The sequence below is a fragment of the Bacillus sp. XB1 genome (assembly GCF_053557995.1).
Genome location: NZ_JBNRIL010000001.1, coordinates 2,187,577 through 2,210,187 on the forward strand (window position 1 = coordinate 2,187,577; position 22,611 = coordinate 2,210,187).

21 protein-coding genes are annotated in these 22,611 nt (G+C 34.2%); 8 read left to right on the forward strand and 13 right to left on the reverse strand.

Annotated features, from left to right (window positions below; genetic code table 11):
- Positions 1 to 269: 269 nt before the first annotated feature.
- The 10 genes from resC to ACK1U5_RS11190 all read right to left on the reverse strand — a co-directional run bounded on the left by resC (position 270) and on the right by ACK1U5_RS11190 (position 9,110).
- Positions 270 to 1,427, reverse strand: coding sequence for a cytochrome c biogenesis protein ResC (gene resC / locus ACK1U5_RS11145; RefSeq protein WP_061139490.1), 1,158 nt, complete (start codon positions 1,425 to 1,427; stop codon positions 270 to 272).
- Positions 1,428 to 1,441: 14 nt separating this feature from the next.
- The gene (resB, locus tag ACK1U5_RS11150; protein ID WP_000910547.1) at positions 1,442 to 3,067 is read right to left on the reverse strand and encodes a cytochrome c biogenesis protein ResB; all 1,626 of its coding nucleotides are present in this window, start codon (positions 3,065 to 3,067) and stop codon (positions 1,442 to 1,444) included.
- A 121-nt stretch (positions 3,068 to 3,188) separates the two neighbouring features.
- Entirely contained in the window at positions 3,189 to 3,710 is a 522-nt protein-coding gene (gene resA, locus ACK1U5_RS11155; protein WP_000742194.1) for a thiol-disulfide oxidoreductase ResA, read from the reverse strand.
- A 106-nt stretch (positions 3,711 to 3,816) separates the two neighbouring features.
- A complete protein-coding gene (gene rluB, locus ACK1U5_RS11160) occupies positions 3,817 to 4,545 on the reverse strand; it encodes a 23S rRNA pseudouridine(2605) synthase RluB (protein ID WP_000440556.1) in 729 nt (242 codons plus the stop codon).
- A gap of 289 nt (positions 4,546 to 4,834) precedes the next feature.
- The gene (gene spmB / locus ACK1U5_RS11165) at positions 4,835 to 5,365 is read right to left on the reverse strand and encodes a spore maturation protein SpmB (RefSeq protein ID WP_000029514.1); all 531 of its coding nucleotides are present in this window, start codon (positions 5,363 to 5,365) and stop codon (positions 4,835 to 4,837) included.
- Complete coding sequence (spmA, locus tag ACK1U5_RS11170) at positions 5,362 to 5,958, reverse strand: spore maturation protein SpmA (protein WP_000247811.1); 597 nt, start codon at positions 5,956 to 5,958, stop codon at positions 5,362 to 5,364. Before spmA ends, spmB begins: the two co-directional genes overlap by 4 nt.
- Positions 5,951 to 7,075: a D-alanyl-D-alanine carboxypeptidase family protein gene (locus ACK1U5_RS11175; RefSeq protein WP_001252636.1), complete on the reverse strand. Its 1,125-nt coding sequence runs from the start codon at positions 7,073 to 7,075 to the stop codon at positions 5,951 to 5,953. Before ACK1U5_RS11175 ends, spmA begins: the two co-directional genes overlap by 8 nt.
- A gap of 112 nt (positions 7,076 to 7,187) precedes the next feature.
- Complete coding sequence (locus ACK1U5_RS11180; protein ID WP_001075739.1) at positions 7,188 to 8,102, reverse strand: superoxide dismutase; 915 nt, start codon at positions 8,100 to 8,102, stop codon at positions 7,188 to 7,190.
- Between the two features lie 105 nt (positions 8,103 to 8,207).
- The gene (locus tag ACK1U5_RS11185; protein WP_061139491.1) at positions 8,208 to 8,699 is read right to left on the reverse strand and encodes a YpuI family protein; all 492 of its coding nucleotides are present in this window, start codon (positions 8,697 to 8,699) and stop codon (positions 8,208 to 8,210) included.
- A gap of 21 nt (positions 8,700 to 8,720) precedes the next feature.
- Entirely contained in the window at positions 8,721 to 9,110 is a 390-nt protein-coding gene (locus ACK1U5_RS11190; RefSeq protein ID WP_000584363.1) for a hypothetical protein, read from the reverse strand.
- Positions 9,111 to 9,291: 181 nt separating this feature from the next.
- Between ACK1U5_RS11190 and mprF the strand changes: the two genes are divergently transcribed.
- Positions 9,292 to 11,871, forward strand: coding sequence for a bifunctional lysylphosphatidylglycerol flippase/synthetase MprF (mprF, locus tag ACK1U5_RS11195; RefSeq protein WP_000010892.1), 2,580 nt, complete (start codon positions 9,292 to 9,294; stop codon positions 11,869 to 11,871).
- Positions 11,872 to 11,875: 4 nt separating this feature from the next.
- Here mprF and ACK1U5_RS11200 read toward each other — a convergent pair whose 3' ends face one another.
- Entirely contained in the window at positions 11,876 to 12,664 is a 789-nt protein-coding gene (locus ACK1U5_RS11200) for a hypothetical protein (RefSeq protein ID WP_000232614.1), read from the reverse strand.
- Positions 12,665 to 12,841: 177 nt separating this feature from the next.
- On the opposite strand from ACK1U5_RS11200, the gene deoD reads away from it, so the two are divergent.
- From deoD to ACK1U5_RS11220, 4 genes are all read left to right on the forward strand, one after another.
- Positions 12,842 to 13,549, forward strand: coding sequence for a purine-nucleoside phosphorylase (gene deoD / locus ACK1U5_RS11205; RefSeq protein ID WP_000110705.1), 708 nt, complete (start codon positions 12,842 to 12,844; stop codon positions 13,547 to 13,549).
- A 308-nt stretch (positions 13,550 to 13,857) separates the two neighbouring features.
- Positions 13,858 to 15,672, forward strand: coding sequence for a sensor histidine kinase (locus ACK1U5_RS11210; RefSeq protein ID WP_000797517.1), 1,815 nt, complete (start codon positions 13,858 to 13,860; stop codon positions 15,670 to 15,672).
- A gap of 107 nt (positions 15,673 to 15,779) precedes the next feature.
- Positions 15,780 to 16,310, forward strand: coding sequence for a tyrosine-type recombinase/integrase (locus ACK1U5_RS11215; protein WP_000806236.1), 531 nt, complete (start codon positions 15,780 to 15,782; stop codon positions 16,308 to 16,310).
- Positions 16,311 to 16,431: 121 nt separating this feature from the next.
- Positions 16,432 to 16,626 carry a DUF3924 domain-containing protein gene (locus tag ACK1U5_RS11220; protein ID WP_001094860.1) on the forward strand — a complete coding sequence of 65 codons (195 nt, stop codon included), beginning with the start codon at positions 16,432 to 16,434 and terminating at the stop codon, positions 16,624 to 16,626.
- Between the two features lie 215 nt (positions 16,627 to 16,841).
- Here the strand turns inward: ACK1U5_RS11220 and ACK1U5_RS11225 are convergent, their stop codons facing one another.
- Complete coding sequence (locus ACK1U5_RS11225) at positions 16,842 to 17,687, reverse strand: DUF72 domain-containing protein (RefSeq protein ID WP_000897352.1); 846 nt, start codon at positions 17,685 to 17,687, stop codon at positions 16,842 to 16,844.
- Positions 17,688 to 17,815: 128 nt separating this feature from the next.
- Here ACK1U5_RS11225 and ACK1U5_RS11230 point away from each other — a divergent pair, with 128 nt between their 5' ends.
- The 3 genes from ACK1U5_RS11230 (at position 17,816) to ACK1U5_RS11240 (ending at position 20,235) form a co-directional block, all read left to right on the forward strand.
- Positions 17,816 to 19,087, forward strand: coding sequence for an ATP-binding protein (locus ACK1U5_RS11230; RefSeq protein WP_000937241.1), 1,272 nt, complete (start codon positions 17,816 to 17,818; stop codon positions 19,085 to 19,087).
- A 223-nt stretch (positions 19,088 to 19,310) separates the two neighbouring features.
- Positions 19,311 to 19,589: a hypothetical protein gene (locus ACK1U5_RS11235; RefSeq protein ID WP_050821735.1), complete on the forward strand. Its 279-nt coding sequence runs from the start codon at positions 19,311 to 19,313 to the stop codon at positions 19,587 to 19,589.
- A 217-nt stretch (positions 19,590 to 19,806) separates the two neighbouring features.
- On the forward strand, positions 19,807 to 20,235 hold the full coding sequence (locus ACK1U5_RS11240) for a hypothetical protein (RefSeq protein ID WP_050964634.1): 429 nt from the start codon (positions 19,807 to 19,809) through the stop codon (positions 20,233 to 20,235).
- Between the two features lie 79 nt (positions 20,236 to 20,314).
- Here the strand turns inward: ACK1U5_RS11240 and ACK1U5_RS11245 are convergent, their stop codons facing one another.
- Positions 20,315 to 22,357 carry a transglycosylase domain-containing protein gene (locus ACK1U5_RS11245; protein ID WP_000769234.1) on the reverse strand — a complete coding sequence of 681 codons (2,043 nt, stop codon included), beginning with the start codon at positions 22,355 to 22,357 and terminating at the stop codon, positions 20,315 to 20,317.
- Positions 22,358 to 22,611 lie beyond the last annotated feature (254 nt).

Genomic DNA, 22,611 nt, shown 5'->3' on the forward strand with positions numbered 1-22,611 from the left:
ACACCTACCCTTCTTTAACTATTATGTTGCGCTATTCTCGTTTATTTAAGCAATCTTCTAAATGTTTCACTTCCCATATTATGCTTCACAAGAATAATAAATTTTGTTCAATTTTTTTCCAAAACTATGTATTTTTTTTGAACTGTATATAATGTCCTCGACATCATTTTACAAAATCAACCGCTACTTTGTCATGTTTTTCTCAAAAAAGAAGAAAAGTTGACAAAAATAAAATAGGAAAGTGACATGCACTCTCCTATTTTATTTCTCTATGCATATGAATGTAAACCGGCAATAATTAAGTTTACTACAATAAAGTTAAACATAATGATTGCAAAACCAATTACTGCAAGCCAAGCTGATTTCTCTCCATGCCACCCTTTAGATAATCGTAAATGTAGTACTGCAGCATAAAAGAGCCACGTTATAAGTGCCCAAACCTCTTTCGGATCCCAGCCCCAAAAGCGCGTCCACGCTATTTGAGCCCAAATCATCGCAAAAATTAATGCACCTAATGTGAAAACTGGGAATCCAATTGCAATAGATCGATATCCGATTTCATCTAGTAGATCACTATTCGTATTCTTTACTAACGGCTGAAGTGCCGCCGATACTCGCTTCCGTAAAACGAGTCTTAATACAATATACAGTAATGTTCCAACTAACACTGACCAAATAACAGTATTTAATTTTTTTGCATTTACAATTGTTGGAACTTCAACTGCCGGTTCTAATTTATTTTCTGTCAGTAACTTCCCTTCATGCGGTCCAACTAAAGCCGGAAGATTGTACTTCATTTCCAGTTGTTGTTCATTTTTATCAATCCATTGAAACTTCGCTTCATATTTCATACTAGAAAATACCGTTGTTACTCCAATAAATCCAACTGTACAAACAAGTGTAAATACTACCGTCTCTAGCCAAAATGTACGTTTACTTCTCGTCGATTGATCTACATTTTTCAATAAATACATAACGCCTGTAATAAAACTAATCGCTAAAATGGCTTGTCCTGCTGCTGCAGTCGTCACGTGAATATGTAACCAATTACTTTTTAAAGATGGAATAAGCGGAGATATTTCCCTCGGAAACATACTTGCATAGGCAATTAATAAAAGCGCAACTGGTAATGCAAATAGTCCGATTATGCTTACACGGTACATAAAATACATGACAATAAATGCTCCTACAAGCATCATGCCGAAAAATGTACCGAATTCAAAAAAGTTACTAACTGGCGCATGCCCTGATGCAATCCACCTTGTAACAAAATATACTGTTTGTGCTATAAACCCTAAAATTGTAATCGTTATTCCTACATTTGCCCATTTATGACCCTTTTCTTTAATGGCTCCCCCAAAAAATAGAGTCGCAATTAAATATAAAATAAATGCGGTAAAGAGAAAGTTACTACTTATTTGCACCATATCGTTTCCCCACCTTAACTAATTTTTTTATCAATTACTTTATCATTTGGCTGTGGAATTGCTGTACCTTCTATTACTCTTTCAATATCTTTCTTTAAACCGAACCAATTTTTATTTGTATGCCCTGCAATCCACCATTCATCATTAACACGTTGTATCCAAATACGGCGATGATTCCAATACATACCTTGAATGACACCAACCATAAATATAAATCCTCCAATGCCGAGAATCCAAAGCGTTAAATCTTTTCTTACAGTAAGTGCTGTTGCATTTTGCATTTCAACACCTGCAAACGACATTTTATATTTGTTGTTTCCATCTGGTTCTATATTTTGCTGAATACCAACAAAACTCACTTCACCATCTGGTGTTTCAGGTGTAAACATTTTAAATACAAATGCAGGATTGTTTGGTAATTTCGTTTTCGTATTTGGTTTTCCATTCTCATCAAAATAAAAATCAGGAAAATAGCTTAATAGTTCTAGAGAATAACCAGTTCCTAAATCATATTTTTCCTTAGGATTCGTTAAATCTACTTTAATCGGTCCCCACTTTTGATTATTTTCTTTATTTTGTAAGTTAAAGGACATACTTTTAAATTCACTTTCTTTATAATCCACTTGATACACTGCAAATTGATCAAATTTCAGTGGTTCATTCACTCGAATTTCCGCTTCTTTTACTTTTTCTAATTTCGGTTTTTGTCCTGCTATATTTTCTCCTACTGCTTTATATAATACGGCATTCGTTTGGAAGTTTTTCGCAATCATTTTATCGCCTACACGATCAATCGCTTCATCAAAAACTTCCTTGTCCTTACTTTTATCATAAACTTCTTTTATAAATTTCTCGTTTTTTAAGTAGTATTGTCCATCCGTCCCTGGTATCTCTTTCGTTTCACCGTCACGTAACCAAAGTGCTTCGTCTACGTACATACTCGGTAAAAAACGAAGCATCGCACCGAATAAAAAGATAATAAGACCGATATGATTTACATATGGACCCCAACGCGAGAAGCGTCCCTTTTCTGCTAAAACGTTTCCGTCTTCCACTTTCACGTTATAGTTTCTTTTCTTTAAATTCTTTTGCACTCTTTCCAGGTCACCTTCTTGCGGTGTACCAGTCCCATATAATCTCTGTCTCTTTAAAAAGCTAGGATGTCTTTTTACGCCTTGCTTTTTTAAAGCTTTATAAAGTGGAATAACACGGTCTAAACTACATATCACAAGTGAAATACCGATAGAAGCAATCAAAATCATATACCACCATGAACCGTATAAATTATTAAACCCTAATTGATAGTATAATTGTCCTAAAAATCCGTATTCTTGTTTATAATATTCAGCTGGTGCAATCCCTGGAGTTATGTACATTTCTTGCGGAAAAATAGTTCCTATCGCTGATGCAGCTAAAGTTATTACGATTAGCCATACACCCACTTTTACAGAAGAGAAAAAGCTCCAAATTTTATCGATTATCGTTTTTGTCTGCGTGAGAGATCTCCGTGCACTCCCCTCATAGCGCATATCCAATAGTTTTGTATTTTCATTGCTTTCAAATGGTTTCCCGCAAGCTTCACAAAAAACGGTTCCTATCGGATTAACATGTCCACATTCACATTTAATTTCTTTCAACACTCTCACCGCCCCTGTATCTATATGTACTATTGTATATTCTAACCTCAAGTTACCGCAATACTCAGAATTTTTAAACCAGAGGCACTATAGACACGCACCCCTTATGTAAAGGCTTTCTTTATTACGGAGTAATTTTCTTTAAATACCCTTCTAACTGTTCTTTCGTTTGTTCACCTATAATTTGCTCCACTACTTTTCCATCTTTATCAATCAAAAAGCTTGTCGGTAATGGACCTACTCCATATGTTCCTATAATCTTTTGTCCTTTATCAATGGCAACTGGGAATTTCAAACCATACTGGTTCACAAAGTTCTTTACTGCAATATCCGTTTCATCTGCATCTAACGCTATGATTTCAACACCTTTTTCTTTATACTTTGGATATAATTCATTCATATAAGGCATTTCTTTTTCACAAGGTTTACACCACGTGCCCCAAAAGTTTAAAAATACACCTTTTCCCTTTAAATCTTTTAGTTCAATTTTCTTCCCTTCTAAATCCGTCACAACAAAGTTAGGTGCTTCTTTTCCGATTTGCATTTTCTCTTTATTAGCAAAGAATCCTTGATAAAGGGTAAATCCTACAGCACCACATAAAATGAGTAGAATAATAACGCGAAATAATAAGCGATTTTTCTTCATATTACTTCTCCTCTCCTCGATAAATGTTATGTATTATCTTCTGTAAATGTTGTATTGAATAAATCACCAGCAGAGCACTCCACTGGTGAATTTTTAACTCTATAGCTTATCTTGGCTTTGTAGAAGCAAGCGCGCGTAATTGTTTCACCTCATGTGGTGTCAATTCTCTCGCATCACCAGGTCGCAGGCTTCCTACTTCTAAGAAAGCATAACGTTCACGTTTTAATTTCACTACTTTACAGTCTAACGCTTCAAACATACGACGTACTTGACGATTACGTCCTTCATGAATTGTTAATTGTACAATAGCCATTTCTTTACGCTTGTCCCAAGAAATAATTTTCACACGTGCTGGTGCTGTTTTACCGTCTTCTAACGTAACACCGCGTTCTAACATGCGAATTTTCTCACCTGTTAATGGCCCTTTTATTTTTGCAACATATGTTTTTTCAACTTTATATCTAGGATGCATTAATACGTTTGCGAAGTCCCCATCGTTTGTCATTAATAATACGCCAGACGTATCATAATCTAAGCGTCCGATTGGGAATAAACGTTGTGTAATTTCCGGGAAAAAGTCCGTTACAACACTTCTTCCTTTATCGTCTGATACACTTGAAATTACGCCAGTTGGTTTATATAGTAAAAAATAAACAGGTTCTTCTTTTTCAAGAGGGATGTTATTTACTTCTACTTTATCTTGAGGAGTTACTTTTGTCCCTAACTCCTTCACTATTTTTCCATTAACTTTCACTTTTCCTTGCTGAATTAATTCCTCAGCCTTTCTTCTCGATGCAATACCTGCTTGCGCAATCACTTTTTGTAATCGTTCCATTTCTTTTTTTCACCTCGAATTTATCTTACCTTACATTAGAAAGACTTGGCAACCGCATACGCTTTACGGCTATTCGCTTCATCTTACTTAAACAACATAGCGATGATAATAAACATATAAAGGTCAAATCATGTTTTTACCCTTTATTATTGTCCATATTTTTCATATTTCTCACAATAAAAGTTCATCATTTTGTCAAAAATACCACATAAAAAAACCACTATTAAGCTACACCTTAATAGTGGTCGTATACGTATTATAAGCGAAATAGCGTAAAAAATGAATAGTATTACTGAAACAATAAAGAAACGAACACAATTGAGCATATAATCCCGATTAAATCTGCAAAAAGTCCTACTTTTAGTGCATCCCCCATTTTTCTGATCCCAACCGCTCCAAAATATACAGTTAAAATATAGAAAGTCGTATCTGTACTCCCTTGCATCGTAGAAGCCAATCTCCCAATAAACGAATCTGGCCCATATGTGGCAATTAAATCGGTCGTAATACTTAAACCAGCAGAGCCTGAAATAGGGCGTATAAGTGCTAGTGGAACAATTTCTGCTGGAACATGGATCAAATCTAACATTGGCTTCATTACCGATATCATTGCGTCTAATGCACCTGAAGACCGGAATATAGAAATAGACACAAGCATTCCAACCATAAACGGTAAGATGGAAATTGCAATTTGAATCCCTTCTTTTCCTCCCTCAACGAACGATTCATACGTCGGTACTTTCTTTATTGTGCCATATAAAAGGATAAAACCAATTACACAAGGAATTACCCATAAGGAAATTGTATTTACAATACTCATTTTTTCCGCCCCTTTCTACTCCTTCTTCGGTAAAAATAGCGGTCAATCCAAATTGCTCCAATCATAGAAAGTACTTGTGCAATAAATGTTACCCCAACAATTTCAGTAGGATTCGCTGATTCATACGTCATTCGAATGGAAATGACTGTCGTAGGAATTAATGTAATGGCTGATGTATTTAATGCTAGAAACGTCACCATAGAACGGCTCGCCGAATCCTTTCCTCCATTTAACTCTTTCAGTTGTTCCATCGCTTTAATACCAAGAGGGGTTGCTGCATTACCTAGACCAAAAAAGTTTGCCATCATATTTGATAGAATAAATCCCATAGACGGATGATCCTTTGGTATTTCTGGAAACAACCTTTTTACTATCGGCATAAAAAGTGTAACTAATTTTTTTAACAATCCGGCTTCCTCTGCAATTTTCATTAAACCGAGCCAAAATACTAAAACACTAATAAGTCCTATACAAATCGTTACCGCATCTTTTGCTCCGTCAAATACAGCTTTATTCACTTCTTCCATCGTGCCATTTATCATGGCGTATACAATCCCAATGACAGCCATCGCTACCCATACGAGATTAACCATCGTTCCCAACACCTATCATGTAAGAAAAAATTTCTTTCACATTATTCCAGTAAAGTCCCGTTGTAGCTACTAACTTCCGTTTACTATAAAATAAATTCCGTTCTCCAACTTTTTCATTACCAACATAAATGTCTGTCTTCCCAACCTTTACTCCATCCGTAAGTTTTATACTTTTATGGAGTTCAACTTTTAATACTACGTTCTTTTTTTCTTCTTCAGTTAACGGTACCGAAAAACTATTTTTCGTATAAACATGGTTGGCATACTTCTTTTCATTTATTTCAGCAATTGCTCCTTGTCCTAAAACTTTCGTTTGTTTGAAACGTTCAAAACCTTTATCAAACAAATTCATATGATCATCCCAATCACTAGAGGCACTCAAAGTTACGACAATTAAATCTAGTCCATCTTTTGATGCCGTTGTCACAAGCGTTCGCCCAGCTTTCTTCGTAAAGCCTGTTTTTCCTCCTGTTGCAAATTCATAATAAGACGTTACCAGCTTATGTTTATTTTTCCACGGGTAATCCCAAGAATCTGATTTATATGTTTTGGTTCCAAAGATTTTCTTAAATGTCTCGTTTCCCATTGCATATTTCGTTAATAATGCCATATCGTAAGCCGACGAATAATGTGATCCATCTCCATCTAAGCCGTGAGGGTTTGAGAAGTGCGTATCTTTCATTCCAATTTCTTTCGCTTTTTGATTCATTAAATATACGAATCCATCTATACTCCCACCCACACTTTCAGCAATTACTTGCGCTGCGTCATTACCAGATCTAAGCATGAGTCCGTATACTAAATCTTCTAACTTCACTTTTTGTCCAGGCTTTAAATAGATTGCCGATCCTTCCACCCTCACCGCTTCATTACTAACTGATACCATTTCTTTCATCTTCCCTGATTCAGCAGCTAATAAAGCGGTCATAATTTTTGTTATACTAGCAATTTTTTGAGGCTCATGTTCTGCTTTTCCGTATAATACACGACCAGACTGTTGCTCCATTAATACAGCATTTCGAGCACTGACATTGCTGTTCATCTTTGCATATGTAGGAATCGGCATAACGCTTGCATACATCATAAGAAGCGTAATGATTACACAAATTCGTCTCATATTTCCCCCCACGTCCTTTTGGCACTTTTTGTACAAGTGTATGCTTGGCCTTTTAAAATATGAACGAAATCTTCCTTCTACTTCCATTAAAAAAGACGCAGAGAATTTGCGTCTAATATGGTGTCCATTCAATTTGTTTCGCAGTTTCAAACCTTTTTTCTACATCAGGCCAATTTACAACATTCCACCAGTTTTTAATATATTCATCTTTTCGATTTTGGTATTGTAAATAATACGCATGTTCCCAGACATCTAGTACAAGGAGCGGTATCGTATCCCATTGTGTAAATAATTGATGAAGTGTACTTTGCAAAATTTCTAACCTTCCAGACCGGGGTACCCAAACGAGAATTGCCCAGCCTGAACCTTCTACTTTAGAGGCCGCTTCTGTAAAATGTTTTTGGAAACGTAAAAAGCTCCCAAAATCTTGTTCAATTTGTTGTGAAAAAGCTCCTCTTGGACTTCCACCACCGTCTTTTTTCATGTTATTCCAAAATATCGTGTGTAAGTAATGACCTGACCCATGAAAAGCCGCTTCCCTTTCCCAATGCTTAATTAAATCAAATTTATTTGTTTTTCTCGCTTCTTCCATCATCTTCTCTGCTTTATTTAACCCTTCCACGTAACTCCGATGATGTTTATCATGATGTAACATCATAATTTCTTTAGAAATATACGGTTCTAATGCATTATACGGATAAGGTAATGGCGGGAGTGTATGTCCTCCAATCGGGACAGCTCGTTCACTATCCCCTCTTTCATATAATTCATATTCCTCTTCTTCTTGCATAAATACTTCCTGCAAGTGATGCTGAATATGTTCTACATCATCGCTTATTTCATACATAAACTCTGCATCTGTTTCATACTCATGCTCTTTCATACGCTCTAATAACGTCTGAATTTTATAGGCAAGCATATGGACATCATACACTTCCATTGCGCGGCTATCTAATACGTGAAGAACACTTTCACACCAATTTTCTACTTCATGAAAGTAATCTGTAAATACACCTTGCTGATTCATGTTGCACCTCCCTAATGCTATCCACTTAACTATATTCAATGAAAATCCCTTATATAACTGTACAAAAGGAAAAGAAGCTAAGTAACCTTAGCTTCTTTTCCTCAATCAATATTTGTGTAACATCTTTGTCTGATAATCCGTCTCATAATATTCTAGTTCTTCACGCATCAATTGAAATTTACCTTCTAAATTCTTCATCACTTGCTCCAAAGATGCAGGTGGTGTTTGTTGAAAAACGATAGAATTTTTCCCTGTATATGCAGACCGACTATTTTCATACCAATGATCACTCTTCGGTGAAAAAAACTCTGCAATTACTTGATGGTAAATCTTATATAAAATTTTTTCAGCTGCTGTTTTTCGAAATGGCTGGCTATTCAACAAAACAAAACATGCATCCTGTCCTTCTTCGCAAAAAACGAGAAGTCGTCTCATTGATGCTAATACCCCTTTATAATATTGCTCATTCCCTGCTGGTGTTTCCTCTAATAAAGAAGGTAACGTATGATAATTTACATAATTGGTTATCAAATTAATAGCATCTTCTAAAAATATAGAAACTTGTTCTGTTTGATTTTCAACCATCAAATTAGACATTTTTCTCTCTCCTTTGCCATTTCACGCTATTTCTACTCTTTTATTTTTATGTAATTCGGCCAATATTTCTTGTACTTTCGACACCGTTCCCTCATCAAAATATTGTTGAAATTCTTCCATATTATTTAAATACAAACGTTTTTGCGCACGAAGCTCCTTATCTTTCACTAAACAACATATCGCTACAATATCACGCAAATATATGTTTTGTTCTTCTACTTTATACACTGGATTTCCTTCAAAAGGAGTAATTTCTTGTAAAACTTCTTCAAAATATCGAACGTATAAAACCGAAAAAGTTTTCTCTTTACCATTTAATATATATGTCACTTCAGATCTGTTAAAAAAATCTTCTGATGTATTAGGTTTCGCTTTTTCTAACTCATATCCTACGTAACCTTTTATAATCATATACTCCCCTCCCCCTCTTTCATCTTATTCTAACTTAATTTTCTGATAAACAAAATATTCTTTTAAATATACCTATATAAAAAATAGCTCGCCTATACAGGAATTTACCTTTTTATTTTTCTGGAAGTTTGTCATAATAATATTATTGTCTCAGTTTTCTTATACAAGGAGAGTTGTATTTATGTCGTTTTCATGGAAACGTTTCTTACAAATCGGGAAAATTGTCTTCCCATTTGTTGTATTAACAATTGTATTCTTTCAAGCAAAAAAAGAATTAGCGGGCATTTCTTTTTTAGAAGCGATTGATACAATTAAAAACATTCCAACTGGAGGAGTCTTTTTAGCAATTACACTTGGTGCATTCGCTGTATCAACAATGTTCTTTTATGACTATGTTATGCTTCGTTACTTAAAAGCTGATATCCCTGTCCAAAAGATTTTCCGTATCTCGTGGATTGCTAATACTTTAAATGGATTTATCGGGTTTGGTGGTCTTGTTGGAGCCGGCGTACGCACAATGCTTTATCGTCCATATATAAAAGAAAATGGAAAACTTATTAAAAGTATCGCTTGGATGACAACTGCCTTTATTAATGGATTAGCCATTCTTTCATTTCTTGGTCTCATCGGAATATTAGACACGAGATTTATTTTGCATGAAAAACCATGGCTATGGCCTGTTCTTATCTTCTTCGCTCTTTTCGTCCCTATATATATCGGATTTTCTAAATTAAAAAATAGAAAAGCGACGCAAACAGAGGAACAAGAAGAAGAGGAGAAAAACCCAACTGTTTTATACTCATTAGTTTCATTAGTCGAATGGGTATCTGCTGGTATTGTTATGTACGTCATATTACTATTATTTGGCATTGAAATCGAATTCCAAAAGTTTTTAGGCGTATATGTTATTGCTGCTTTAGCTGGTGTCGTTAGTCTTGTTCCTGGTGGCCTTGGATCATTTGATCTTGTCTTCTTAACTGGGCTTGGGCAATACGGCATCGATACAGGTGTTTTACTCCCTGCTATGTTATTATATCGTCTCGTCTATTACATCTTGCCCTTCTGCCTTGGTCTCATTTTTGCAGCTTTTGAAATGACAGGAGTAGCCATTAAAAAGTTTGAAGATAAACCTTTTATTGCGCCTGCATTAGAGACAACTGGTGTTATATGGACTTTGCAGCGTGACTTTCTAGGAAAGTTAGGTTCTTGGGCATCTGCTGCTTTAACAGTATTTGCTGGCTTAATGGTTATTTTATCAACCATTCTACCGACAAGTATAAATCGGGCACACGCCTTACATATTCTAGCTCCAAAACATCTTATTCAATTTTCTTTTAGCTTATCGCTAACATTCGGTATTCTCCTCCTCATTCTTTCGCGGGGGATATATTACGGAACAAAACGTTCTTATTATATGACGATTGTTTCTTTAATTGGAGCGGCTATTTTTAACACACTAAAAGGAATTGATGTTGAAGAAACTTTTATTTTATTAATCGTACTCGCTGTATTGTATATGCTTCGTAAAAGGTTTGTACGTGAGAAAATGGAAGTCTCACTTTCCGATATCGTAAAAGTTTTTATATTCCTACTTGTAACGTTATATTTATATAAAAACTTAGGTATTTTATTTGCAGGTGCAAAAGAAGCTTTCAAACCTGATTTTGTCGTTCGTAATATTACACAAGTGAAACGAAGTGCATTAGCAGCTGCCTTTTTTGTTCCTACTTTTTTACTAATTGGTTCACTCATTGCAAATCGTTATCGAAATGAATTTCCCGGGCAACCAGCTAATGATAAAAGATTACAAAACTTCTTAGATGAACATGGTGGAAATGTACTTAGTCATTTAGGTTTTTTAGGAGATAAACAGTTCTTTTTCAGTAGTGATGGAAAAGCACTCATTCTCTTCTCAATAACTGGAAAACGACTTATTGTACTAGGTGATCCAATTGGGGACCCTTCCTCCTATCGTACTGTATTGCAAGAGTTTTTAGCTGAGGCTGATCGATTTGGATACATTTGTGTATTCTATCAAATTGAAAGTAAATGGATGAGTTTATACCACGATTTTGGTTATAACTTCTTTAAGCTTGGTGAAGAAGCTGTTGTTGATTTAAATACCTTTACAATAACAGGAAAGAAACGCGCTGGCATGCGAGCTACTTTCAACCGTTTTGAAAGAGAAGGCTATACATTCTCTATTCATGAGCCACCTTTCTCCGACGAATTATATGAAGAGTTAAGAAAAGTTTCAGATGCATGGCTTGGTGGAAAAAAAGAGAAAGGTTTTTCACTCGGATACTTCGATCGTGAATATATTAGTCGCGCTCCTATCGCAACATTATCTGATGCGGATGGAAAAATTATTGCATTCACAACATTCATGCCTGTATATCAAAACGGATCATTATCTGTCGATTTAATGCGATATTATCCAGATGCGCCTAGCGGCATTATGGACGCAATTTTCATCCACTTATTCCAGTGGGCAAAAGAAAATGAATACCACTCCTTTAATATCGGTATGGCACCACTTTCAAATGTTGGTTTATCCACACAGTCTTTCTGGTCTGAACGAGTGGCTGCTGCAATCTTTAATAACGTTCGTTATACGTATAGTTTCAGCGGATTACGACATTTTAAAGAAAAATATAAACCAGCATGGAGCGGTAAATATTTAGCATTTAGGAAGAATCATTCTTTACCAATTACAATGCTCTCTGTAACAAAATTAATAGGAAAAAGAAAAAACAGCTAAAATCTTAGCTGTTTTTTCTTTTTTGAACTTGTACAATAAATTCTTTTTCATACTTCTTACCATTTATATAGAAATTCCCCCACATTTTATACGTGCCTTCGGCAGGAAATGTAATTCGGTATTGTAATTGTTCATCCGTATCTACAGGCATAGCGTATAAAAAATTCTCCTTCGTTTCATCCACGATATAGAGTGACTCTACTTCTCCTCTCTCTGAATGCAATTTCAATTTTTCACCCTTTTTCGCTTGAAACTGAAATGTTAACGTAACTGGTTCATTCGGATGTAATGCGCCAAATAAAAGAGAAACTTCATACTCTCCTATTTTTTTTGTAAGTACACTGTCGATTGGAAATTTCACTTTTTTCTTATTGTTCTCCTCTTTCGTTCTACCAAAATTCTTCCTAGCGAATGACTCTACGGACTTATTTTTGTCTTCGTATAAAAATATTGTATATTCTTCGTCTTTCGCTATTTTGGAAGATAACTTATATGACCCGTTCCCTGCAAATGTGGGTTTAATTTGTTGTATGTTTTTTAACTGTCCATCTACAATCACTGCCCGCATTTGATCATTTACACCACGAATTTCATTATTCTTGTTGTTTAACAACTGAAATACAATATCTACTTTCTCATTTCCCTTTCCATTTGAAACACCCCACTTTACTTCCTGAACATCTCCTACAGTCTCTTCGTTTTCTTGATATTTTTTTATGTAAAATCCTCCTGCCACAATAAGTACTAACGCAATAAGCCCGATGACAAGATTTTTCAAAACATCACCTACCATTTTTATTGTCTCTATTCATACAAAACTTCTTAAGATATATATTCTAGATTATGATTTATGAAATCCTCCTATTTTGCACATATTACAAATAATAAAAAGATTTTAATTGAAAGGATTCGTAGTGTATAATGCAAATGATATTGATTTCTATCAATACATTATAAGGAGGACTTTTTTATGAGTGTACATATCGAAGCAAAACAAGGTGAAATCGCTGAATCTATTCTATTACCTGGTGATCCATTACGTGCAAAATATATCGCTGAAACATTTCTAGAGGACGTTACTTGCTATAATAATGTGCGTGGTATGTTAGGTTTCACTGGAACTTATAAAGGAAAACGTGTATCTGTTCAAGGTACAGGTATGGGTGTTCCTTCTATTTCTATTTATGTAAACGAATTAATCCAAAGCTACGGAGTTAAAAATTTAATTCGCGTTGGAACTTGCGGTGCAATTCAAAAAGATGTAAAAGTTCGTGATGTTATTATCGCAATGACGGCTTGTACTGATTCTAATATGAACCGTTTAACATTCCCAGGATTTGATTTTGCACCAGCTGCAAACTTTGACCTTTTAAAGAAAGCTTATGATGCTGGAACTGAAAAAGGATTACACGTTCGTGTCGGTAACGTTTTAACAGCAGATGTGTTTTATCGTGAAAGCATGGACATGGTTAAAAAACTTGGAGATTACGGTGTATTAGCAGTAGAAATGGAAACAACTGCTCTTTACACATTAGCAGCGAAATACGGTGTAAATGCATTATCTATATTAACAGTTAGCGATCACATCTTCACTGGCGAAGAAACAACATCTGAAGAGCGTCAAACTACATTTAACGAAATGATTGAAATCGCTTTAGATGCAGCAATTCAACAATAATACACTAAAGAACTTGTCATACGTCTGGCGAGTTCTTTTTATGTGACTTTTTATAAACAACTACTTTATAAAGAGACAGATTTCTCCCCTCTACTTTCTTGTAACGTTTGTTATAATAAAGTGAAACTTTAATCAGTGGGGGGTTTTTCCATCCCCCACTGATTATTAGTTGAACCAATCGGATTTTACGGGCAATTGATTTCCCACTTAACTCCCTTGTATTCGCCGAATTTTGAAGTGGGAGTCTTATTGCCCGTTAAAGCGGGATAAAGAAATCATTTACAGTATTTCTCATAAGAGGTGACGTAGTGAAAAACAGAAGTATCGTCTTTAAACTATTTTTATTAACATCCACTTTATTTACAATCATATTCCTACTTTTTTTCCTAGGACAATCTCTATTTTTAGAGAAATTTTATATTAATAAGAAAGTAAAAACAGTCCAAACTGCTTTTGAAAAATTCGTAGATAATTATGATAAAAGTGATAAAAGTTATGAGCAGGTTAGAAAACTAAAACAAGAATTTCATGATAAAACAAATGCCGATATGCAGTTTTTGGACTCTAACGGTATTATTAAAAGTGATAACAATTACTATATCGATGTATTTAATCCCAACAATAATAAACAGTATTCCATTCCACTCAATAATCTTTTAACACCAGAAGAATATAATAAATTCGAAAATTTAGGTTTAAAAAAAGATGTAATAATCAATGTTGATGGAGTCGTGCAAGAGAATAATATAATCACACCACAAAAATTAGGAACGAATTATAATCAATGGCAAAACGAACATTTCTATTCGGATTTTCAGTCAATTAATGGTAACCCTTCTAAGAACAGACTTGCAAGCCGATACAAATCTACAACTCGAATCGTCTTTACAGGTGTTATAACTAAGTTACAGCTCCCATCCAAAGCTGAGGTTCGTCTTGCAAATGATATTGAAACATTACAAGCCGTTCAATATTTTGCAGATATGATTAGAGAGGGAACTTCTAACTCGAACCAATTAAGTACTTTCATATTAGATGGCGGAGAAAATATAAAAAATAGTATCTTTGTAAAACCGATTATAGAAAATGGAAGGATTACAGAATACGCTTTTGCGATAGCATCTTTGCAGCCTGTTAATGAAGCGATGCTCGTTTTAAAAGATTATTATGTCTATGCCTTAATCATCGTGTTTCTCGTAATTATTTTGTTATCCTTCTACTACTCAAAAATCATTGTTAAGCCATTAATTAAAATAAATCGTGTTACAAAAAAAATGGCTAATTTTGATTTCAGCGAGAAATTACCTGTTACAGCTGACGATGAAATTGGCGGGCTTTCTGGCAGTATCAATACATTATCTGTAAATTTAAAAGATCGAATCGATCGATTAAATGTTGCTAATACAAAGTTACAACAAGATATTGAACGTGAACGTCAATTAGAAAAAACAAGAAAAGAATTCATTTCTGGCGTATCACACGAATTAAAAACACCGCTAAGTGTAATTAGAAGTTTTGCAGAAGGAATTAAAGATGGTGTTAGTAAGGATACTTCGTATTATACTGATGTTATTTTAGAAGAAACAGAAAATATGAACAGGCTGATTGTTGAAATGTTAGAATTAGCAAAGTTGGAATCTGGTACTTACAAACTAGATATGACGACGTTCTCAATCGGTGAATTAACGCAACAAGTCTACACAAAATTATTATTTAGCATGGAAGAAAAACATTTACAAGTGAACATCGATGCAGACCCTTCTATACTTGTTACAGCAAATCGCAGTCGCATTGAGCAAGTAGTTGTGAACTTACTAAGTAATGCAATCCGTTATACGCCAGAGGGAGAAAAAATACAAGTCTCCATTATAGAAGCAGAAGATACCGTAAAAGTCGAAATTGAGAATACAGGAAACCCTATCCCTGAAGAAAGTCTTGAAAAAATTTGGGATCGCTTCTATCGTCTAGATGCATCACGTAGCCGTCACACTGGAGGTACCGGTCTCGGATTATCTATTGTAAAAAACATTTTAGACCTACATCATGCCGAGTATGGTGTGTATAATACGACTAACAGTGTTGTATTCTATTTCAATTTACAAAAAGTAAAAGAAGTCAAATAATTTGTCTTAATTTCACTAGGAGTTCACATGAAATTCACACTCTCCCTTTATAGTAAGAAACAAGTTAATCCTTTCCTTTACACATATAAAAGAGGAGAGTGCGTGAAATGAAACAAGCAGGACAACCTATTCAAAATGAAAAACAATTAGAAACTATCAAAAATATACTTTTACAATCTTCGAAACGTGATGGCTTATTATTCGTATTAGCTGTAAATTCTGGCTTAAAAGTAAGTGAAATCTTACAATTAAAAGTTAGTGATGTAATCGATGAAAATGAAAATGTTCGCCATTCCATTTTATTTTACAATGAAAAAGTGAAGAAACATAAATGGTTTGCTGTAAATGAAGACTTACAGCACGCAATCGAAGACTACATGAAAGAACGTAAAACTTGGAAACGTAATGAACCATTGTTAAAATCTCAAAAAGGAACAAAATCTATTACGAGACAACATGCATGGTACATTTTAAACAAAGCTGCAAAAGAAGTTGGATTAGAAGGGATTAGCTCACATACACTTCGAAAAACTTGGGGTTATTGTGCATACAAATCAGGTGTTGATATTGCGTTTTTACAACACTTCTTTGATCACAGTACTCCATCAAAAACTTTAAAGTATATCGGTATTGCTTAATAACTCTTATACATAAAAAAGGTTACCATTTTAAAATTTGGTAACCTTTTTTATATTTCATATTCTCTTTTCTTGTCTCTCCTATACTGTAGTGGTACTCTAGTAATAAGGGGGAGAAATTATGAACACACTTACAATTGAATTACCAAAAGAAACGGCTGAAAAACTTGATTTATTAAAACAAGCTTATGAAAAGAAAACAGGTGCTTCTATCTCTGAGAGCACTCTCGTTCAAACACTTATCTCAAAAGAATTTATCCAAGCGATAACTCCTTTTGATTTACAACAATTCGTCAATGGAAAAGAACAGCATTAATCGCTGTTCTTTTTTTATCTCTATTTAAAATACACAAAGTTTTTTATATATTTTTAGAAAAACCATTGACAATGATAATGATAACCATTATCATTTATTATGAAGCCAACAATTGATGAATCAACCAAACGCTCAGTAACATTGTTACCCCTCTTTTTCATATAGAAAGGCACTGTACATTCCCCCTGTTTGTACAGTGCCTTTCTTGTTTATTATCATTCAAAAAAATTTAATTGCTCCGGCTTCGGCTCACCATATGTAATGTTCATCATTTTCATAAGCTGTTTCGCATTATCTGCTGCATCCCCACCTGAATTGTTGTTAAACAGTACGTATATATCCTTTGTTTTCTTTTTTAATTGCTCTAGTCGTTCAACCCATTCTTCGAGTTCTTTATTGTTGTAGCGATATAAACAGCGAACCGCTCTCCAATTTTCCCCTTTATCAAGCCAACCATGAACATTTCGACCGTGAAAACGTATTAATGCCATGTCTGAATTCGTAACCTCTAACACGAGTGGCACAGAACCTATCCCAGCCTGTGGTTCATCACAAATTGTATGAATCCATTTCTCCTGTTCTAGAAACTGTAACGTCTTATCTCTCATTTCTGGATAAAACCATGTTTGATTTCGAAATTCTATTGCACATGGTAAACCTTCCATTTTTTCTTTCGTATATCGAAGAAAATCTACATTTTTCTTTTTGCAATCAAACCATGGTGGATATTGAAATAAAATTGTTTTTAATTTATCAGCTTCTATTAAAGGAAGAATAGACTGTTTATACACATCAAACATCTCATCGAACGTAGAAAAAGGAATTTCACCTTTCATATGTCCTGTCATTCCTTGATACGCTTTTACGATAAAAGAAAAATCTTTCGGCGTTTCCATTGCCCATTTTATATAATTTCGTGCAGGTTGCATCGCGTAAAATGAACTATCCACTTCCACAATAGGAAAATACTCGCTGTATGTTCGTAATTTATTTCTATTTTCATAGGGATTTATGTATAAAGAATCATGATCTCCCCATCCTGTCACTCCAATAAACAGCACATATACCCCTCCCTTTTTAACTTCATCTTCTATTCACTTTGCATCATGTAGCCTTTTCTTTAAGAGTATCCTTATAAAAATATGATATACTATATGGAAGAATTTTTAAAATGAGGGGTTATTTATTTATGCTTCCAAACGATGCTACTGTATCTCATGAAAAACGAATTGAAGAACTAGAAAATAAAGTACGTTTTTATGAAGAACTTGTGAATCAATTACCACATCATTTCACATACAAAAATCCACATATTGGTTTACGAATAAAGAAAACTAGAACGACTCATTCCATTCAAGAAATACCAAAAGAGAATAAAGAGGCTCATTTTCAACTTACTTGTGATTCATTATTTTTATTTGAACAACTTGAAAAACACTTTGTACATATTTTTGATGCCTTTTCACATCATGTAACCTTTATCGATAGTAAAGGGAATATTACTTTATGTAATCAAGTTGCTGCAGATGATTTCGGTGTAATACGAAATGATATTATCGGAAAACCGATTCAACAATTACTAAACTTGCCGGAAGAAAAAATTAAAGCAATTGAAACATTAAAAACGGGAACAGAAATATATAATGAAGAAGTTTTAGACAAAAACTATGGCATTATAAATAACCGAATTATTCGCGATTATAACGGGGAGATTTTTAGAGTTATTAGTGTCTTTCATTATTTAAATACAGAACGTGATGCTGAGAAGTTTTCGTTAGCAGGGCGAATCGCAGCTGGAATTGCACACGAAGTACGAAATCCTCTTACAACAGTACGAGGATACTTACAATTTTTACAAGAAAGCATTTCTCCATCAAATAAAGAGTTATTTAAAAACTTGCTTATCCCTGAATTAGATCGTGCAAATAATATTATTACAAAATTTTTAGCCATTTCAAAAACACGGGAATTTACAAGAGAACCGTTTCCCATCAATACATTTTTACGTGACTATATTCAACAGTTACTAGCTAGTGAAGTCTCCTTGCATAATATTTCAATTGATTATAACTTCTCTAATGAATTAGATGATATTTTAGTCAATATTGATCGACATGAACTTGTTCAAGTGTTTTTAAATCTATTTCAAAATGCCGTCGATGCTCAAGGCGACAAACCTCTTTCTATTCAAATTACTAGTTATCGCCTTAATAACTTCGTTCGGATTACTTTCACAGATAATGGAATTGGTATTCATCCAGCTATTCAAGAATATATCTTTGATCCATTCTTCTCAACGAAGGATTCGGGAACAGGACTAGGCTTGTCAGTAACAAAAAAAATCATCCAAAATCATAACGGCACATTAAAAATGACTAGTAATGAAGATGGTACAACTTTCACTATTTCAATTCCAATCTTACCTAAAACAACCCTTGAAAAATTAAATCAATGTAAATAAAGGACTAATCCACGAACTACATGCCAATTGTTAAACACTCCCAACAATTAGCATGTAGTTTTTTATGTTGCACTTTTCTTCTTTACATTATATAAACCTTTCTCTATATCTTACTTATTTCTTTCTAGGTGGGCCAATTTCTTATTTTTTTAGAAATGGTAGTTTGTCCATCACGAATTTAGTATAAATTTCATTTTAATATATAGTAATGACTAATGATTATATGAAAGAAAAGAATGAAAAGATGAACAATAAAAATAAAGGAAAAGTATTTTATGGTAATGATTGTTGCAAATTAAGAGCATGTAGCCATATTAACATCCCTAAGTCAGAACTTACAGAAAGACTTCTTCAAGCTCTTGGTCAAGCTATTCTAGTTCAATATAGATCTGGTTGCCTAGGCGGAGGAACTACGGGGACTACTGGTGCTCAAGGGCCTCAAGGCGCTCAAGGACCTGCGGGCGATACAACTGCGACACTATCTGTCTTCCGAATTTACTAACCACAATTTCCGAAAATATTTTGGGAGGACTAAGCACATTTATAAGTAATAGATGTGATTTTGATTGTCTATTAAATCTCTCTTTTAATAAAATGGAGCACTTGTTTGGGAGGATAAGTGCTCCTTCTTTACGTTTCTTTACCTCAAATTTACTCTATCTTAATCCTCATTTTGTATGATAAATAATGAAGTCAAAGATATGAAAGAGGGATGAAAAATGAGAGTTATGTCACCGATACGCATTTGGATTGCTCTTATGATATGCATTATTTTATGTGTAGGATTTTTTTTAACTCTAAAATATTCCACTATTTCAAAAGCAGAGAGAAAAACAGTTCCATACACACTTTTGTATACGAAACAAAACAACATCCTTTATTCCAATTCCACAAATAATGAAAAAAAAGTTATAAAAGGAATGCTTATTACGGAAGCTCCTAGTTACGAAACTCTACTTCAAATTGCTGAAACGATTAAAGATCAATATACCAATAAAGGAATTGATGAAATCACGCTGTCTATCCATAATGAAAATAATGGTAGTTATGAAGAAGAATTACCATACGAACCGATTAGTAAAGGAACAATAATCATCACATACGATTCCCACTCCTTTGGTAGTACGAACATTACTCTTAATGAATAGTAGCATTTACCTCACAAATTATGAGCACACTTTATTTTTCACATGAAAAAGAGGCGAATAACGAAATTCGCCTCTTTTTTTACCATAATGATGGAATCCACTCTTTCACTTTATTAAACCACTCTTGCTGTTCTTTTTTCCTTTGTTGTTCTTCTTCTTGCCTTTTCTTTTCTTCTTCTTTTCTTCGCTTTTCTTCTTCAATTGTTTGCAATTGTTTTTTATAGTCCGCCTCAGATATTAACGATAATTGGAACGCTTTTTGAGCTGGGTTTGCATTTGCTTTTTTCATGATATCCCGGAACATCGTCGTTGTAATTTGACTACCACCTGGAACATAATGCTCGCTATCTGTTTTGTCATATCCTACCCAAATCGCACCTACTAAATCTGGTGTGTATCCTACAAACCACGAGTCCTTTGCCCCTACGCTCGGGCCATTTACAAGTTGAGTAGTCCCTGTCTTTCCTGCTGTATCAACATTAGTAACTTTCGCTTTTCCACCTGTTCCCTTTTCTACAACACCTTTTAATAAATACGTCATCTTTTGAGCAATTTTCTCACTCGTCACTCGTGTCTCTTTCTTATACCATTTCCCTATTATTTCCCCTTCAGCATTTTGAACTTCTCTAATTGCATGAGCCTCTACTTGAACCCCATCATTAGCAAATGTACTATATGCTTGGGCCATTACAAATGGTGATGTCCCTACATGCATCCCACCTAAAGCAATTGGATACGTACGGTCTTCTGGTACTAATGGAATACCAAATCGCTCTAAAGATTTCAATCCTTTATCTAATCCTATTTGTTCTAATAGCCACACAGCGGAAACATTATACGACTTTGCTACCGCTTCATACATTGTCACATTACCATGAAAAGCCTGATCACTATTTTTCGGTTCATATTCTTTAATATGAAATGGTTCATCCTTTAATATATCGTATACTTCATACCCTTGTTCTAAAGCGGGTACATATACAGCTAGAGGCTTTAATGTTGAACCTGGCTGTCTTTTTAATTGCGTAGCATGATTAAATTGTAAAAACTGATATGGTCCTCTACCCCCAACTAAAGCTGGAACACCGCCTGTTTTGGGATTTATAAGGACTACACCTGTTTGCATCAGTTGATCTGAGCCACTATCTTTGAAATAGCTATCATTATTCACAACATCTTCTACAGCCTGTTGTTTTTTCGGATCAAGCTCAGTATAAATACGATAACCACCTGCTAAAATTTCATTTTGTGTTAATTCGTATTTGTCCATCGCTTCTCTAACAATATAGTCTACATATTGAGAATATTTTCCCTTGTATTTATCATCCACACCACGTTTTAATACAAGACCACTCTCTTTTTCTTTATTATACTGTTCGTCAGAAATATACCCTTGCTCTTTCATTAAGCTTAATACGACATTACGTCTTTCAATTGACTTGTTAAAGTTTTTATAAGGTGAATATGCAGATGGTGCTTTAATTAAGCCTGCAATCGTTGCAGCTTCTGAAATTGTTAAATCTTTTACATCTTTATCAAAATAAGATTTTGCTGCCCTTTTTATACCCCAAGCACCTTCCCCAAAATAAATTTGATTCATATACATTTCAATAATTTCATCTTTTGTATAAGTACGTTCTATTTTTTTTGTTAAAAAGTATTCCTTTATTTTACGAGAAAATGTACGATCTTGTGTCAGAAATACATTCTTCGCAAGCTGCTGTGTAATTGTACTTCCCCCAGCTACAACTTCTCCTGCTGTAATATTTTTAAAAACCGCACTTATAATTCCACTATAATAAATACCATGATGGTTAAAAAATTCCTTATCTTCTACTGCAACAATTGCCTGAACCATAATATCAGGAATATCTTTTCTTTTAACGCCTTCTGTTTTCGAAGAAGCTAATTTAGTTGCGACCTCATTATTTGCATCATAAATTAAAGTCGGTTGTGGAACAGCTTGTTTTAGTTCAGATATGTCTTGAATGGAAATAATTATATTTACAGCAATAAATAGAGTAACGAATACACTTCCCAATACAATTAATGAATTACGAAGTTTCTTCCTCTTATTGAACCACTCAAGCATTTTTTTAAAATGAGTGTTCTTCAATTTCATTCGTTCACTTCCTTCATTTATTTACACTCTTCTTTTTAAAAGGAAGAATATACCGCCTTTTAAATTTATTATAATAACGTAGTCATTCCTATAGTGTAAAGCTTTTCTTTTACATTCATACTTTTTGCAAGAAAAGGACATTCTACAAGTAAGATATTCACTATTGGATATTAATATTATTAATAGAACAACGAGAGTTATGTTAAGTTTTTGTAAACTTTTCGATAAAATGTTTTAAAAAACGACAGTTTTTT